Here is a 15,491-nt window from a genome sequence, read left to right as displayed (position 1 = left end):
TCGCACGCTACGCGGGGTTTCGGACATCCGGTTTCCTGTGGAAAGTGCATCTCGGCGTGTCGCGGCGTGTCGCTTCGCAGCCCCGTGCGCGCACGATGATCGCGGCCCAGTAGCGTTGTCTCGTGGCGGGATATCGGGACCTTCTTCGCACCCCTGGCGTGGGGCGCATGATCGCCGCTCAGCTGACGGCGCGCTTCCCCAGCGGCATGACCTCGCTGGCCGTGCTGCTGCACGTCGAACAGCAGACCGGCTCCTACGGCGCCGCCGGCCTCGTGCTCGCGGCGACCTCGATCGGACAGGCCGTCGCAGGCCCCGTCACCAGCCGGTGGATGGGCGTGTGGGGAATGCGTCGCGTCATCACCCTCACTGCCGTGGTGTGCACGCTCGCCGTCCTCGCGCTGGGTCTGCTTCCCTTGAGCGTCCCCGGCTACATGGCGTTCGGCATGCTCGCCGGCCTCTCCACACCGCCCATCCAGTCGGCGGTGCGCACCATCTATCCGAAGCTGGTCAACTCCTCGCAGCTGACGCCGCTGTTCTCCCTGGATGCCTCGCTGCAGGAGATCATCTGGATCCTCGCCCCAGTGGTCATCACGCTCGTGTCCACCCAGGTCGGCACCACTGAGGGCCTGCTCCTCGTCGCGATCATCCTGGTGCTCGGCTGCGGCTGGTTCATCGCCGCTCCCGAGCTCGGCCGCGTCCGCATCCCGCGCAGCCGCCGCAGTCTCGGCAAGGTGCTCCTCAAGCCACCAGTGGCGCTTGCGACCATCATCGGCTTCCTTCTGATCGGCGCCTGCTCGGCGGTCGAGGTCGGCGTCGTCGCCACCTTCGACCACGGCAGCCTGGAAGCGGGCATCGTGCTGGCCGTCTTCGCCGTGGGGAGCCTGGTCGGCGGGCTCTCGTTCGGCCACATCCCGATCGGACCATGGGCGATCGCCCGGCGAATGCTGATCCTCACGGTCGGCCTGACCCTGACCGTGTTCGCGCTCAACATCTTCTGGCTCGGCGGTGCCCTGCTCATCGCGGGCCTCGGCATCGCTCCCGCCCTCGCCGTGCTGTTCGCGATCACGACCGCGAGCGTGAAGTTCAGCGAGACCGCCGAGGCGTTCGGGTGGGCGGGCACGGGGCAGCTGATCGGCGCCGCCGCGGGTTCGGCGATCGCCGGGTTCCTCGTCGACGGCACCGGCGGCCCGCAGGGCGCGTACCTCGCCGCTGTCCTGTTCGCTATCGTCGGTGTCATCGTCTCGATCGCGTTCGTGCGGTACCTGCCTGATCTGCGCGACCGCGACCCGAGCCCGTATCCCGACACCGAACCCGTAACGACGATCACCCCCACATGACTTCTGCCACGCCTGAAACCACCATTTCTGACGCCACCGTTCCCGAGATCGTCTGCATCGGCGAGACGATGGCGCTCCTGACGCCCGCGGATGCGGCCCTCGCAGATGCTCACAAGGCAACGCTCGGCCTGGCCGGCGCAGAATCGAACGTCGCCGCGGGCGTCGTCGCCGCCGGCCACCGCGCGGCCTGGTCCTCCCGGCTCGGCGACGATCCGCTCGGTACCCGGATCGCCTCCGAGCTCTCCCGGCGCGGCATCCAGGTGTGGGTGGAGCGCGACGAGGACGCCCCGACCGGCGTGATGTTCAAGGATCCCGGCGCAGAGGGCTCGTCGGTGTATTACTACCGGCGCGGCTCGGCGGCATCCCGCATGTCCTCCGGCCACCTGCCGGCAGACCGACTCACCGGCGTCCGCATCGTGCACACCACCGGGATCACGCCGGCTCTCTCCCCCTCCTGCCGCGCGATGGTCGATCAGCTGTTCAACGACGCGCGCACCGCCGGCGCCCTGGTGTCGTTCGACGTGAACGATCGCCGTGCCCTGTGGTCGATCGAGGATGCCGCGGCCACCCTCGCCCGACTCGCGAACGCCGCCGACATCGCATTCGTCGGCCGGGACGAGGCCGAGCGCGTCTGGGGCACGGCCACGGCATCCGAGATCCGTGCGTTCCTGCCCGGCTGCGCATTGCTGGTGGTCAAGGACGGAGACGTCGGCGCCACCGCGTTCGAAGGCGACGCCGAACCGGTGTTCGTCGCCGCCCCCGCCGTCGACGTCGTCGAGCCGGTCGGCGCAGGAGACGCCTTCGCAGCAGGCTTCCTCGCGGCGACGCTCGAGGGCCTTCCGCTCGCCGACCGCCTGCAAGCAGGGCACGATGCCGCCGCCCGCGTGCTCCGGATCGCCGCCGACATGCCGCCCCTGGGCTGAGCTCGCTCGCTCTCGCACGCCGGATCGGAAATCAGAGAGCAACACGGACCGCACCGGCGCGTCACAGCGCGGCGCGCCGCCGACACGCCAGATCGTCTGCGTTTTCCGGGCACCGCACCCGCCCGCGCTCCTAGGCTGATCTCGTGACCGTCGTGACCCTGCCCCGCCTGTCATGGGGCGATCCCGCATCCGAACGAACTGCACTGCTCGTGCACGGCCTCGGCTCGTCCGGCGCGCTGATGTGGCTGCTCGGCGATGCCCTCGCGAACGCCGGCTGGCATGCCGTCGCGGTCGATCTGCGCGGCCACGGCGACGCGCCGCGAGCGACGGACTACACCGTCGCCGCCTACGCGCGCGATCTCGCGAGCACGCGTCCCGATCGCGGCGGACCATGGGATGCCGTCATCGGTCACTCGCTCGGCGGCGCGTCCGGCACCGTGGCCGCGGCATCCGAGCCCGGCTGGACGAACAAGCTCATCCTCATCGACCCGGCGATCCTCGTAGACGGGCGCGACGCGTCGATCGTGCGCCGCAGTCAGGAGCGGGCGTTCGCAGACAACCGGATCGAGGTCGTGCAGGCGGAGCATCCGCACTGGCATCCGCAGGACCAGGAACTCAAGATCGACGCGGTCGCGCGCGGCAGCCGCTGGGCGGTCGAGCAGACCAGCGCGCAGAATCAGCCGTGGGACGTTCGTGCGGATGCCGCGCGCCTGACCGTACCGACGCACATCATCGGTGCCGACCCCGAGGTCTACAGCCTGTTCACCGGAGAGGTCGCCGAGGCTGTGCTCGCGGCGAACGAGCAGATCTCGATGTCGATCGTCACCGGCGCCGGCCACTCCCCGCACCGCGACAAGCCCGAGGACACCATCCGCCAGCTGCTGGAGGCACTCTCATGACATTCGATCCCGCTCAGTACCTGCCCGATGACCTGCTCGACCGCATCCGCGAGCGCGCGCCGATCCACGATCGCGAGAACACGTTCCCCGAGCAGGACCTCGCAGAGCTCCGGGATGCCGGATATCTGAGGATCCTGGTCCCTACCGAGCGCGGCGGCGCGGGGCTCGGCCTCGAGCAGGCGGCGATCCTGCAGCAGCGGCTGGCCACGGCATCCCCGGCCACCGCCCTGTCGATCAACATGCACCTGGTCTGGACCGGCGTCGCGAAGGTGTTCAGCGATCGGGGCGTATCGGGCCTCGAATTCGTGCAGGACGGCGCGGTGGCCGGCGACGTCTTCGCGTTCGGGATCAGCGAGGGCGGCAACGACCTCGTGCTGTTCGGCAGCGACACGGATGCCGCCCCTCGGGCCGACGGCGCGTATACGTTCACCGGGACGAAGATCTTCACCTCGCTCGCGCCGGTGTGGACCAAGCTCGGCCTCCACGGCCTCGACACGACCAGCGATGACGCGCCCAAGCTCGTGTTCGCGTTCGTCGACCGCACGGATGCCGTCGCCACGAGCGACGACTGGGACACGCTGGGCATGCGCGCGACGCAGAGCCGCACCACGCGCCTGAGTGGCGCGGTCGCGCCCGCCTCGCAGGTCGTCCGCCGTATCGACCCCGGTCCCTCCCCCGACCCGATCATCTTCGGCATCTTCAGCGTGTTCGAGCTGCTGCTCGCTTCGGTCTACACCGGCATCGCCCGCCGGGCGCTCGATCTCGCCGTGTCGACCGTGCAGAAGCGCACCTCGAAGAAGACGGGCCTGGCGTACAGCCAGGATCCCGACATCCGCTGGCGCATCGCCGACATGAGCCTCGCCTACGACGCGCTGCCTCCACAGATCGCCGCTCTGTCCCGCGACGTGGACGAGCAGGTCGACAACGGAGCGCGCTGGTTCACGCTGCTGTCGGGCACGAAGCACCGTGCCGTCGTGATGGCCAAGCACGTCGTCGACCAGGCGATCCTCACCGCGGGCGGCGGATCGTACTTCTCCTCGAACGAGCTCTCCCGGCTGTACCGCGACGTGCTGGCGGGCATGTTCCACCCGTCCGACCCGGAGTCGGCGCACTCCACCGCGGCGAGCGCGCTGCTCGGGCCGACCGACGGCTGAACCCGGCTTCGGCTCGCTGACGCTCGCTCATCCCGTTTCGTCTCGCTCCGCTCGCTCAACGACCCGTGGGTGCGAGTCACTTCCGCTCGAAGTCGAACGCCTTCAGCAACTCGTCGACGGCCTGCTCGCGTTCGTCGCCGCCCTCCTCGAACATGTGGGTGACATGGGTGCGCAGATGATTCTCGAGCAGCAGGCGGTTCAGTGACTCCAGCGACTTCTGGATGGCGCGGGACTGCGTGATGATGTCCATGCAGTACTCCTCGCCCTCGATCATGCGCGCAACGCCGCGCAGCTGACCTTCGAGGATGCTCGTGCGGTGCAGCGCACGCTTCTTGATGTCTTCGATCACGAGTCGAGGCTACCCCGCGCGGCCGGGCCGGGACACTTGCAGGGAGATCGTACGGATGCAGGGCGAAACGCCGAAGAATTCTCAGCCATCCGTGCTTCGGCCCTGCAGGTGTGCGGGGTGACGACCGGGACCGCGTGCGAGGATGACAGACATGCCGCGCACTCCGATGGCTCTGCTCTCCCCGGCCGATCAGGAACGTCTGCGCGCCCTGCGCGTGATGAAGGCGATCGCCCTCGGCGCGCTCGTGTTCATGGCGATCGTGTTCGTGATCGCGTTCTGGCTGCAGGCGCAGCATCCATGGCTCGCGTATGTCCGGGCCGCTGCCGAAGGCGGCATGGTCGGCGCGCTGGCCGACTGGTTCGCCGTGACCGCCCTGTTCCGCCGCCCGCTCGGGCTGCCGATCCCGCACACCGCGATCATCCCGAACCGCAAGGACGAGATCGGCCGCACGCTCGGCGAATTCGTCGAGACGAACTTCCTCGCCGCCGACGTCGTGCGCACCAAGCTGGCATCCACGGCGATCGCGAAGCGTGCCGGCGAGTGGCTGCGTCAGCCCGCGCACGCAGAGCGGGTGGCCGCGGAGGCCTCGACGATCGCGACGGCCGTGCTGAACGCACTCAGCGACGACGAGGTCCGCGATCTCATCACCGACCTCGCCCGCGAGCATCTCGTGCAGCCCGAGTGGGGTCCGCCGGCCGGCGCCTGGCTGGAGAAGATCGTCGAGTCCGACGCGCACCACGGCGCGGTCGACCTCGCCGCCGACAGTATCGCGACCTGGCTGGATGCCAACGCCGAGGCGTTCTCCGGTCTCGTCTCGCGTCGCTTGCCGGGGTGGGTGCCGAAGCTCGCGCACCGGTTCGTCGATGAGACGGTGTACCACGAGGCGGTCAAGTTCGTCGATGCGGTGCGCGCCGACCCGCGGCATCCTGCCCGGCTCGCGATCGACGGCTACCTGGGCAGGCTCGCCGAGAACCTGCAGAACGACCCCGTCACGCGTCAGAAGCTCGAGAACGCGAAGGCGTCGCTGTTCGACAGTCCGCGCGTGGGGGCACTGGCCGCCGAAGCCTGGAACACCGCGAAGAACGGTCTGATCCGCTCGCTCGCCGACCCGGAGAGCAGCCTGCGGGTGCGCGCCGTGCAGGCCATCGAGGAGGTCGGCGAGCGGCTGACGACGGATGCCGCGCTGCAGCGCCGCGTGGACTCCTGGGTGTCGGAGGCCGCCGTGTTCCTCGTCGATCGCTACCGGCACGACATCGCCTCGATCATCACCGACACCGTCGAACGGTGGGACCCTGCTGAGACGACGGAGAAGATCGAGCTGATGGTCGGCCGCGACCTGCAGTACATCCGGCTGAACGGCACGGTCGTCGGCGCCCTGGCGGGCCTGGCGATCTTCTCGATCGCGCATGCCCTGATCCCTGGAGTGTGAGATGCCCCTGTCCCACGACCCGCTGTGGCCGCGCGCCGGCGCCTGGCCGGCATTCCAAGACGAGGCGGATGCCGTGCTGCTCGGCGTCCCCACCTGGCGCACCTCCCTTTCGCCGACCGGCGCGCACGCCACCCCACGCGCGGTGCGCGACGCGCTGCAGCGGTACAGCACGACGCTCATGGGCCCGCCCGCGGTGGATCTCGATGCCGTGCTGACGATCCGGGATGCCGGCGACATCGAGGAGCCCGACGGGAACGACGGGGAGGCTGCCGTGATCGCCAGGGTGCGCGAGCTCGCACCGGCGTTCGTGATCGCCCTCGGCGGCGACAACTCGCTGACCTACCCGGTCTCGCTGGGCGCCGCGGCATCCGGCCTGATCACGTTCGACGCGCACTTCGACCTGCGCGACGGCGTCTCGAACGGCACACCGGTGCGCCGGCTCGTCGAGGACGCCCCGGCCGCTGCGACGGTGCCCACCGACCGGATCGATCCGCGGCGGATCGTGCAGATCGGAATAGCCGACTTCGCGAACTCGGCCGCGTACGCGCAGCGCGCCGCGGACTGGGGCATCCGCGTGATCACGCTCGACGAAGTGCGCAGGCGCGGCGCCGATGATGTGGTGGTCGAGGCGCTCGAGATCGCTGGCGGCGCTGGCGGACGCGTCCATCTCGACATCGACGTGGACGTGTGCGACCGCGCGGTCGCGCCCGGGTGCCCCGCGAGTGTCCCCGGCGGCCTGGCGGCGTGGGAGCTGCGGGCGCTCACCCGCGCGGTGGCGTCGGACGCACGGGTCGTCAGCGCCGACATCGCCGAGGTGGATGCCACAGCTGACGTCGAGGACGGCCGCACGGTGCGTCTGGCGGCGCTGTGCGTGCTCGAGCTGCTGGCGGGCCTCGCGCACCGGTCATGAGGGCCGGAGCGGGTCGACCATACGCCTGCACAGGCCATGATGCCACCCCCTTCTCGCTGACGAGACGGTGGCCGATCCTGAGGGCATCAACCGAAGGAGAGATTCATGAACACCACGCCCGAGTCCTCTTTGAAGGACAAGAACTACAACCTCGTACGCGTACTGGAGGCATCGCTGCACAACGCCTGGTCGATGCAGACCTACATCGAGGATGCCGAACGCGAAGGCGATGCGGAGCTCGCAGAGTGGTTCCGCAAGATTCAGCACAACAGCGTCAAGGCCGGTGATCAGGGCAAGCAGCTGCTGCGCGCTCGCCTCGAGGAGGAGGGGTCGTCGTGACCACGACGGGTCCTGACATGGTCGGCGCCTTCACAGCCACCTGCGACGTCTGCGGCAACGTCTACGACCGCTCGTTCACGATCAACACCGGCAGCAAGGTCGGCACCTTCGACAGCTTCGAGTGCGCGATCCATGCAATGGCACCGGAGTGCGCCCACTGCGGATGCAAGGTGCTGGGCCATGGCGTTGAAGCGGACGGGCAGATCTTCTGCTGCGCGCATTGCGCACGCATGTCAGGCGAGGATCAGCTGGTCGACCGGGTGTGATCATGGCGAACCCCCGATCACGCCGGGTGGACGCCCGGCGCGACCCCACGCGGATGGCGAATCAGCCCGCACTGCGGTCGTCGGACGGCACGATCTGGATCGTGGTCGCCGGCCTCTTCGCGCTGATCTGCCTGGTGCCGCTGAGTCTGCTCACGGTGTTCGACCCGCGCGACTCGGCCGCGGTCGCCTGGGTCACAGCGGTCCTCGTGATCGCCCTGTACGTGGCGTTGCTCGCGACCCGCTGGGCGGTGAATGCCCGCGAGCGACGTCTGCGCATCATGGCGGGGCTGATGATCGCCATGGCCGCGGTCGCGCTGATCGGCCTGCTGACCTGCGCGGCGATCGAGTGGTCGGCGGTTCCTGTCGCGTCCTAGACGACGACGCCGTCCTTCCAGACGCTGCGGACCAGCGGCACGCCGGGGCGGTAGGACAGGTGCACGTGGCTCGTAGCGTCGAGCAGCACGAGGTCGGCGCGGGCGCCCGGCGCGATGATGCCGATGTCGTCGCGGCGCAGCGCCGCGGCACCTCCGGCGGTCGCCGCCCACAGCGCCTCGCCCGGGGTCATACCCATGTCGCGCACGGCGACGGCGATGCAGAACGGCATTGACGAGGTGAAGCTCGAACCGGGGTTCGTGTCGCAAGCCAGTGCGACGGTCACACCGGCGTCGATGAGCCGCCGCGCGTCCGGATAGGGCTGCCGCGTGGAGAACTCGACACCAGGCAGAAGCGTCAGCACGGTGCGGGATGCCGCGAGCGCCGCGACGTCGTCGTCCGTCAGATACGTGCCGTGGTCGACGGATGCCGCGCCGAGGTCGACCGCCATGCGCACCCCGTCACCGGGGCCGAGCTGGCCGGCGTGCACGCGGGGGGCGAGCCCGCGTGCGATCCCTGCTTCGAGCACGCGACGCGACTGTGCAACGTTGAACGCCCCGGTCTCGCAGAACACGTCGATCCAGCGGGCGTGAGGGGCACAGGCATCCAGCATCGGGCCCGTCACCAGGTCGACGTACCCGTCAGGATCATCGGCGTACTCCGCCGGAACGACGTGCGCGCCGAGGAAGGTGACCTCGTCAGTCACCTCGGCCGCGAGTCGCACCAGGCGCTCCTCCGTCTCGACGTCGAGGCCATAGCCGCTCTTGATCTCGACCGTCGTGGTGCCCTGCGCGCGCATCTCGTCGATGAATCCGCGCAGTCGAGCGCCCAGTTCTTCGTCTGTGGCGTCTCTCGTGGCCGAGACCGTGGAGCGGATGCCGCCGGCTGCGTACTTCTCGCCCGCCATCCGCGCCTCGAACTCCTCCGCGCGGTCGCCGCCGAAGACGATGTGGCTGTGGCTGTCTACGAACCCGGGGATGACCGCGCGGCCGCCGGCGTCGACGACCTCATCCGCCCGGAAAGGAGTGTCCGCAGCCGTTCCCACCCACACGATCCGACCGTCCTCGACGAGAACCGCCGCATCGCGCAGCACGCCCGCCCGTGTATTCGTGCTGAGCTCTCCGATGTTGGTGATGAGCACATCTACCTCCCGCGAAACTTCACATATGTCACGAGCTCGCCCCTGGAGCGAGACACATGTGAAGTCTCGCGGAACGGGGAGGCGGTTACATCGGGATCTTCAGACCGCGGGTGCGGGCGACCTCGCGGGCGCGTTCGTACCCGGCATCCACGTGACGCATGACGCCGGTGCCCGGATCGTTGGTAAGGACGCGCTCGAGCTTCTCGGCCGCGAGCGCCGTGCCGTCGGCGACGGTCACCTGGCCGGCGTGGATGCTGCGCCCGATCCCGACCCCGCCGCCGTGGTGCAGCGACACCCACGACGCTCCCGATGCCGTGTTCAGCAGCGCATTCAGCAGCGGCCAGTCGGCGATCGCGTCGGAGCCGTCGGCCATCGCCTCGGTCTCACGGTACGGCGAGGCGACGGAACCGGCATCCAGGTGATCGCGGCCGATCACGATCGGCGCCTTCAGCTCGCCTGAGGCCACCATCTCGTTGAACTTCAGCCCGGCGAGGTGCCGCTCCTTGTAGCCCAGCCAGCAGATACGGGCCGGCAGCCCCTCGAAGCGCACCTTCTCAGCGGCCTGGTCGAGCCAGCGGTGCAGGGCCGCATCCTCGGGGAAGAGCTCCTTCACGGCGCGATCGGTCGCAGCGATGTCCGCCGGATCTCCGGACAGCGCGACCCAGCGGAACGGTCCCTTGCCCTCGGCGAACAGCGGCCGGATGTACGCGGGCACGAATCCGGGGAATGCGAACGCGCGCTCGAACCCGCCGAGCTCGGCCTCGCGCCGGATCGAGTTGCCGTAGTCGAAGACCGCGGCCCCTGCATCCTGGAAGCCGACCATCGCGGCCACGTGCTCGGCCATCGAGGCGCGCGCGCGGCGGGTGAACTCCTCCGGGTCGCGCTCCGCCTCGGCCTTCCAGTCGGCGAGGGAGACGCCCTGTGGAAGGTACGCGAGCGGGTCGTGCGCGCTGGTCTGATCCGTGACGATGTCGATCGGGATGCGGCGGCGCATCAACTCGGGGAACACGTCGGCGGCATTGCCGACGATCCCGACGGAGAGCGCCTCGCCGGCGTCCTTGGCGGCGAGGACATCTGTGACGGCCGTGTCCAGGTCGGCCGTGTAACGGTCGAGGTACCCGTGCTCGACGCGGCGGGCCAACCGCGTCTCATCGACGTCGACGATGAGCACCGCTCCCCCGTTCATCGTCACGGCGAGAGGCTGCGCGCCGCCCATGCCACCGGCGCCGCCCGTGAGCGTGAGGGTGCCGGCCAGCGAGTCGCGCTCGAGCGACCGTGCGACGGCCGCGAAGGTCTCGTAGGTCCCCTGCAGGATGCCCTGCGTGCCGATGTAGATCCAAGACCCCGCAGTCATCTGTCCGTACATCGTGAGTCCGAGCGCCTCGAGCCGGCGGAACTCCGGCCAGGTCGCCCAGTCCCCCACGAGGTTCGAGTTCGCGATGAGCACGCGCGGCGCCCACTCGTGGGTGCGGAACACCCCGACGGGCTTGCCGGACTGCACGAGCAGCGTCTCGTCGGGCTCGAGCTCGTCGAGAGTGCGCACGATCGCGTCGTACGCCTCCCAGCTGCGGGCCGCGCGGCCCGTGCCGCCGTAGACGACGAGATCCTCCGGGTGCTCGGCGACCTCCGGATCGAGATTGTTCATCAGCATCCGCTTGGCGGCCTCGGCGCCCCAGCTCTTGGCGATTCGCTCGGGACCGCGTGCGGCCGTGATCTGACGGGTCATGAGTTCTCCTTGGCGGTGCGGGCGTCGACTGCGGTGCGGGCGACGGCGCCCGATCGGACGAGTTCGGCCACGGCCTCCATCTCGGGCGAGAGGAACCGGTCGGGGCCGGGGCCCTCGGCCACAGTGCGGACGAGGTCGCGGACGGCTCCGGTGACGGACCCTGCCTCGAGCGACACGCGCAGATCGAGGGCGCGGGCACCGGTGAGCACCTCGATGGCCAGGACACGGGCCAGTCCGTCGATCGCGCGGCGGAGCTTGCGAGCCGCCGACCAGCCCATCGAGACGTGGTCCTCCTGCATCGCCGACGACGGGATCGAGTCGACGGATGCCGGAACAGCGAGCCGCTTGAGCTCGGAGACGATCCCGGCGGCGGCGTACTGCGCGATCATGAGGCCGGAGTCCACGCCCACCTCGTGCGCGAGGAACGGCGGCAGTCCGTGGCTGCGCGCGGGGTCGAGTGCGCGGTCGGTGCGGCGCTCCGACACCGAGGCGACATCGGCGACCGAGATCGCGAGGAAGTCGAGCACGGCCGCGACGGGCGCGCCGTGGAAGTTTCCGTTGGACTGGATCCGCCCGTCGATCATGACCGCGGGGTTGTCGATGACGCTCGCGAGTTCCCGCGCGGCGATCGTCGCGGCATGCGCCATGGTGTCGCGGGCCGCGCCGTGCACCTGCGGCGCGCAGCGCAGCGAGTATGCGTCCTGTACGCGCCCGTCCTCGGGCCCCGCATGACTGGCGACCATCGGCGAGTCCGCGAGGAACGCGCGCAGGTTGGCGGCGGAGACAGCCTGCCCGGTCTGCGGACGCAGCGCCATGAGATCGGCGGCGAAAACGGCGTCCGTGCCGAGCTGGCTCTCGATCGACATGGCCGCCGCGAGATCGGCAGTGGTGAGAAGCGTCTCGAGGTCGTGCAGGGCGAGCAGCAGCATGCCGAGCATCCCGTCGGTGCCGTTGATGAGCGCCAGCCCCTCCTTCTCCTCGAGGACGAGCGGGTCGATGCCGGCTGCGGCGAGCGCGTCGGATGCCAGGACGAGCGCACCGTCGACGCGCACCTCGCCCTCCCCCATCGCGGCGAGTGCGATGTGCGCGAGCGGGGCGAGATCGCCCGAGCAGCCCAGCGACCCGTACTCCCGCACAGTCGGAGTGATGCCCGCGTTGAGCATCGCGGCGTACGTCTCGGCGACGATCGGCCGCACGCCCGTGCGTCCGGAGGCGAGGGTCTGCAGGCGAAGAAGGTGCAGCGCGCGCACGACCTCGGTCTCGACCTCGGCACCGGTGCCGGCGGCGTGGGAGCGGATCAGGCTCGCCTGCAGCTGTCGGCGCCGTTCCGGGGCGATGAAGGTCGTGGCGAGCGCGCCGAACCCCGTCGAGACGCCGTAGTGCGGGTGCGGGTCGGCGGCGAGGCCGTCGATGACGCCGCGGGTCTCGGTGATGCGGTCCAGCGCCTCTTCGGCGAGCTCGACCTGCACGCCGTCCCTGGCGACCGCCACCACGTCTGCGGGGGTGAGGACTTCGGCGCCGATGCGGATGTGATGAGGCATGACCTGATTCCACACCCCCACAGTGGCGGCGGACAGGGCCGCGTGGCATCCTGTGTCTGTGATCCCAGATAATCCGCAGGTGCCGGCCGCCGACCAGACCCTGCGGATCCTGCGGCACCTGGCCACGCGCCCGGCGCCGGTCGCGGCATCCGCCGTCGCCAGGGACCTGGAGATCCCCCGCTCGACCGTGCATCACCTGCTGAACACCCTCGCCGACCACGGATTCGTGCTGCACCTGCGCGAGGAGCGCCGGTGGGCGCTGGGCACGGCAGCATCCGAGCTCGCGGGCGGCTTCGCCCGGCAGCAGCCCCTGGCGCGGCTCGGCCGTCCGCTCGTCGCGGCGCTGGCCGATCGTCTGGGCGAGAGCACGCACTTGGGCGTGCTGAGCGGATCGGATGTGGTCTACATCGTCGAGGAGCGCGCTCCGCGTCGTCCGGCCCTCGTGACGGATGTCGGCGTGCGCCTTCCGGCGCATCTCACCGCGACGGGACGCGCGATGCTCGCGGCACTCCCGCGCGAGCAGGTGCGGGCCCTGTATCCGAACGCGTCGGCGTTCTCGACGCGCACCGGTCAAGGACCGGGCAGACCCGGTGAGCTGCGGGAGCTGCTGCGCAGCATCCGCGCCGCGGGCCACGCGTCGGAGGACGGTGAGGTGACCGATGGGACGCGCTCTGTCGGGGCCGCCGTGCTCGACACCTCGGGGTGGCCGCTCGCGGCGGTCGCCGTGACATGGTCGAGCGGCACCGGACCGACGGAGGCGGATGCCGCGGCCGCCGTGACGGAGACGGCGGTCGAGTTGCAGCGTCGCCTTCGCTAGAACGAGGAAGCGCTAGAACGAGGAAGAGGGAGCCGCAGGTCACCCGCCCGCAGCTCCCTCACCCCTCAGGGGCCGGATCTTCGTCTGGTCAGCCGGCCGCGCCCTTGCGTGGCTTGATGAATGATTCCGGCTCCTGCTTGGCGCGCTTGGCTGCCCGCTTCTCCTTGAGCGTCAGCTGCGCGGTCTTCTTCCCTGTCTTCGCTGTCGGTGTCTTTCCTGCCATCGGGACTCGCTTCCCCTCTCGTATCGGCTGGCGGGTGTGACCCCGACCATAGCCGGTTCCCCAGGGAAGTCAAATTTCCCGGTGAGAAGGAAAAAATGGATTCCTCTGCCGGATGCCGGAACCGCCGAGCGCTAGGCTCGGAAAGTGCTCGAGACTCTCACCGGATTCGCCGTGGTGGGGCTCGCCATCGCCGTCGGGTACATCATCGGGCGCATCGATCTGCTCGGCCCGCACGCCCGCCATGTGCTGGGCCGGCTGACGTTCTTCGTCCTCTCCCCCTTCCTGCTGTTCACGGTGCTCGCGCAGGCGGACGCGCGGGTGCTGTTCTCGTCACTGCTGCCGGTCTCGGCGATCGCCGCGGTTGCCGTCATCGGCCTGTACGCGCTCGTCGCGAAACTGCTCTGGAGGCGCGACGTCGGCGAGACCGTGATCGGCGCGCTGTCCGCAGGCCAGGTGAACTCGAACAACATCGGCATCCCCCTGTCGCTGTATCTGCTCGGCAGCGCCGCCTACCCGGCACCGGTGATCCTCCTGCAGCTGCTGGTCTTCACGCCGATCTCCCTGACGATCCTCGACGCCGTGACCAGCGGTCGGACCTCGGCGTGGCGCACCTTCCTGCGCACTGCCACGAACCCGATCATCCTCGGGTCGGCTCTCGGCACCCTCGTCTCCGTGCTCGGCATCCAGCTGCCGCCCATCGTCATGGAGCCGGCGACCCTGCTGGCGAACGCGTGCGTGCCGGTGCTGCTGATCAGCTACGGCATCTCTCTGTTCGGGCAGAAGGTTCTCGGCACCTCGGGGCACCGCCGCGACGTGCTGCTGGCGAGCACGCTGAAGCTGCTCGTGATGCCGGTGATCGCATGGGTGGCCGCGGAGTTCGTGTTCGGTCTCTCAGCTCACGAGGTGCTGATCGTCGTGGTGCTGGCCGCGCTCCCCACCGCGCAGAACGTCTTCAACTACTCTCAGCGCTACGACATCGGCGAGTCGATCTCGCGCGACACCGTGTTCATCACGACCGTCGGATGCATTCCCGTGCTGCTCGCCGCGACACTGATTCTCGGGTGAGATGTCGGTCCCTTCTGGCAGAGTGAACGCATGAGCGGTCTGCGCATCCTTCATCTCAGCGACACGCACTTCTCCGGCGACGGCGGGCGCCACTACGGGGTGGTCGACACGGTCGAGCATCTCCGCCGCGCACTCGCACGTGTGGGGCATCTGCTGTTCGACCTCGTGGTCGTCTCGGGCGACGTCAGCGAGGACGGCACCGAGGAGTCGTATCGATCCGTCAAGGAGCACCTCACGCCGTGGGCGCAGGCGCGCGGAGCGCGCGTCGTGTTCGCGATGGGCAACCATGACAAGCGCGAGCCGTTCCGCACCGTGCTGGGTGGTGGACAACCGGATGCCGGTGAGCACGAGCTCCCGGGGATCGACCTGGACCGCCCCGTGGCATCCGTCGCCACGCACGACGGCTGGCGGGTGATCGTGCTCGACAGCTCGATTCCCGGCGTCGGCTACGGCGCTCTCGAAGATGAGCAGAAGCAGTTCCTGCGCGATACTCTCGCCGTCCCCGCCGAGCATGGCACCGTCGTGGTCGTGCATCACCCGCCGGTACGGGCGCAGACCGATCTGCTGCAGGCGCTCGCGCTGGATGAACAGGACGGCCACGAGCTCATCGACATCGTGCGCGGCTCGGATGTGCGCGTGGTCCTCGCCGGCCACTACCACCTGCCGGTGACGGAGTTGGTGGCCGGTGTCCCGGTGACCGTGGCGCCGGGCGTGACGAACATCTCGTGCGCGTTCGGCGACCCCGCCGAGGAGGCGGCGATCGACGGCTACGGCGGATCGGTCGTGACGGTGGAGGAAGACCGCGTGCGCGTCGTGCCGTTCCTCGAGCGACTGACGCCCGACGACCTCGTCTTCCACTTCGACGCGGATGTCGTCGCCGAAATCATCCGGGATGCCGGGCGGCCGGTGGAGCCCGCGGAGTCTCTCGCGCCCTGAGGATACGTCAGCACCTCCGCAGCATCCACCCCCTGTCGTACGCATCACACGTCGACCACGCTTG

General features: G+C 69.7%; 17 protein-coding genes. 12 read left to right on the top strand and 5 right to left on the bottom strand.

The genetic code is table 11. The features are described 5' to 3' along the window. Positions 1–122: 122 nt before the first annotated feature. The 4 genes from IM776_RS04870 to IM776_RS04855 all read left to right on the top strand — a co-directional run bounded on the left by IM776_RS04870 (position 123) and on the right by IM776_RS04855 (position 4,313). Positions 123–1,337 carry an MFS transporter gene (locus IM776_RS04870; protein ID WP_194421888.1) on the top strand — a complete coding sequence of 405 codons (1,215 nt, stop codon included), beginning with the start codon at positions 123–125 and terminating at the stop codon, positions 1,335–1,337. Next, positions 1,334–2,260, top strand: a complete 927-nt coding sequence (locus tag IM776_RS04865) for a sugar kinase (protein WP_194421887.1) — start codon at positions 1,334–1,336, stop codon at positions 2,258–2,260. Before IM776_RS04870 ends, IM776_RS04865 begins: the two co-directional genes overlap by 4 nt. Positions 2,261–2,403: 143 nt before the next feature. Then, positions 2,404–3,159, top strand: a complete 756-nt coding sequence (locus tag IM776_RS04860) for an alpha/beta fold hydrolase (protein WP_194421886.1) — start codon at positions 2,404–2,406, stop codon at positions 3,157–3,159. Further along, positions 3,156–4,313, top strand: coding sequence for an acyl-CoA dehydrogenase family protein (locus IM776_RS04855; RefSeq protein ID WP_194421885.1), 1,158 nt, complete (start codon positions 3,156–3,158; stop codon positions 4,311–4,313). The genes IM776_RS04860 and IM776_RS04855 overlap by 4 nt, the downstream gene beginning before the upstream one ends. A gap of 76 nt (positions 4,314–4,389) precedes the next feature. Here the strand turns inward: IM776_RS04855 and IM776_RS04850 are convergent, their stop codons facing one another. Beyond that, positions 4,390–4,662: a metal-sensitive transcriptional regulator gene (locus tag IM776_RS04850; protein ID WP_147039656.1), complete on the bottom strand. Its 273-nt coding sequence runs from the start codon at positions 4,660–4,662 to the stop codon at positions 4,390–4,392. 151 nt (positions 4,663–4,813) lie between these two features. Here IM776_RS04850 and IM776_RS04845 point away from each other — a divergent pair, with 151 nt between their 5' ends. The 5 genes from IM776_RS04845 (at position 4,814) to IM776_RS04825 (ending at position 7,980) form a co-directional block, all read left to right on the top strand. Continuing rightward, on the top strand, positions 4,814–6,091 hold the full coding sequence (locus IM776_RS04845; RefSeq protein ID WP_194421884.1) for a DUF445 domain-containing protein: 1,278 nt from the start codon (positions 4,814–4,816) through the stop codon (positions 6,089–6,091). A gap of 1 nt (position 6,092) precedes the next feature. Next, positions 6,093–7,001, top strand: coding sequence for an agmatinase family protein (locus IM776_RS04840; RefSeq protein WP_194421883.1), 909 nt, complete (start codon positions 6,093–6,095; stop codon positions 6,999–7,001). Between the two features lie 105 nt (positions 7,002–7,106). Continuing rightward, positions 7,107–7,340 carry a hypothetical protein gene (locus IM776_RS04835; RefSeq protein WP_194421882.1) on the top strand — a complete coding sequence of 78 codons (234 nt, stop codon included), beginning with the start codon at positions 7,107–7,109 and terminating at the stop codon, positions 7,338–7,340. Continuing rightward, positions 7,337–7,606 (top strand): hypothetical protein, encoded by a 270-nt coding sequence (locus IM776_RS04830; protein WP_323741053.1) that lies wholly within the window; start codon positions 7,337–7,339, stop codon positions 7,604–7,606. The genes IM776_RS04835 and IM776_RS04830 overlap by 4 nt, the downstream gene beginning before the upstream one ends. Before the next feature lie 2 nt (positions 7,607–7,608). Then, positions 7,609–7,980 carry a hypothetical protein gene (locus tag IM776_RS04825; protein ID WP_194421881.1) on the top strand — a complete coding sequence of 124 codons (372 nt, stop codon included), beginning with the start codon at positions 7,609–7,611 and terminating at the stop codon, positions 7,978–7,980. Here IM776_RS04825 and hutI read toward each other — a convergent pair. From hutI to hutH, 3 genes are all read right to left on the bottom strand, one after another. Further along, entirely contained in the window at positions 7,977–9,119 is a 1,143-nt protein-coding gene (hutI, locus tag IM776_RS04820) for an imidazolonepropionase (RefSeq protein WP_228479917.1), read from the bottom strand. The two genes, IM776_RS04825 and hutI, sit on opposite strands and share 4 nt — an antisense overlap. Before the next feature lie 85 nt (positions 9,120–9,204). Next, positions 9,205–10,845, bottom strand: coding sequence for a urocanate hydratase (gene hutU, locus IM776_RS04815; RefSeq protein WP_194421880.1), 1,641 nt, complete (start codon positions 10,843–10,845; stop codon positions 9,205–9,207). Further along, on the bottom strand, positions 10,842–12,386 hold the full coding sequence (hutH, locus tag IM776_RS04810) for a histidine ammonia-lyase (protein ID WP_194421879.1): 1,545 nt from the start codon (positions 12,384–12,386) through the stop codon (positions 10,842–10,844). The genes hutU and hutH overlap by 4 nt, the downstream gene beginning before the upstream one ends. A gap of 52 nt (positions 12,387–12,438) precedes the next feature. On the opposite strand from hutH, the gene IM776_RS04805 reads away from it, so the two are divergent. Continuing rightward, positions 12,439–13,203: an IclR family transcriptional regulator gene (locus tag IM776_RS04805; protein WP_422730936.1), complete on the top strand. Its 765-nt coding sequence runs from the start codon at positions 12,439–12,441 to the stop codon at positions 13,201–13,203. A gap of 88 nt (positions 13,204–13,291) precedes the next feature. On the opposite strand, the gene IM776_RS15900 is transcribed toward IM776_RS04805, so the two are convergent. Beyond that, positions 13,292–13,426, bottom strand: coding sequence for a hypothetical protein (locus IM776_RS15900; RefSeq protein ID WP_267237934.1), 135 nt, complete (start codon positions 13,424–13,426; stop codon positions 13,292–13,294). Between the two features lie 144 nt (positions 13,427–13,570). On the opposite strand from IM776_RS15900, the gene IM776_RS04800 reads away from it, so the two are divergent. Both IM776_RS04800 and IM776_RS04795 read left to right on the top strand, forming a co-directional pair. After that, positions 13,571–14,491 (top strand): AEC family transporter, encoded by a 921-nt coding sequence (locus tag IM776_RS04800; RefSeq protein WP_194421878.1) that lies wholly within the window; start codon positions 13,571–13,573, stop codon positions 14,489–14,491. Between the two features lie 30 nt (positions 14,492–14,521). Continuing rightward, complete coding sequence (locus IM776_RS04795) at positions 14,522–15,427, top strand: metallophosphoesterase (protein WP_194421877.1); 906 nt, start codon at positions 14,522–14,524, stop codon at positions 15,425–15,427. Positions 15,428–15,491: the final 64 nt, after the last annotated feature.

The organism is Microbacterium abyssi (genome assembly GCF_015277895.1).
In the GTDB taxonomy this organism is placed as follows: domain Bacteria; phylum Actinomycetota; class Actinomycetes; order Actinomycetales; family Microbacteriaceae; genus Microbacterium; species Microbacterium abyssi.
This window is presented reverse-complemented; position numbering and strand designations above follow the sequence as displayed.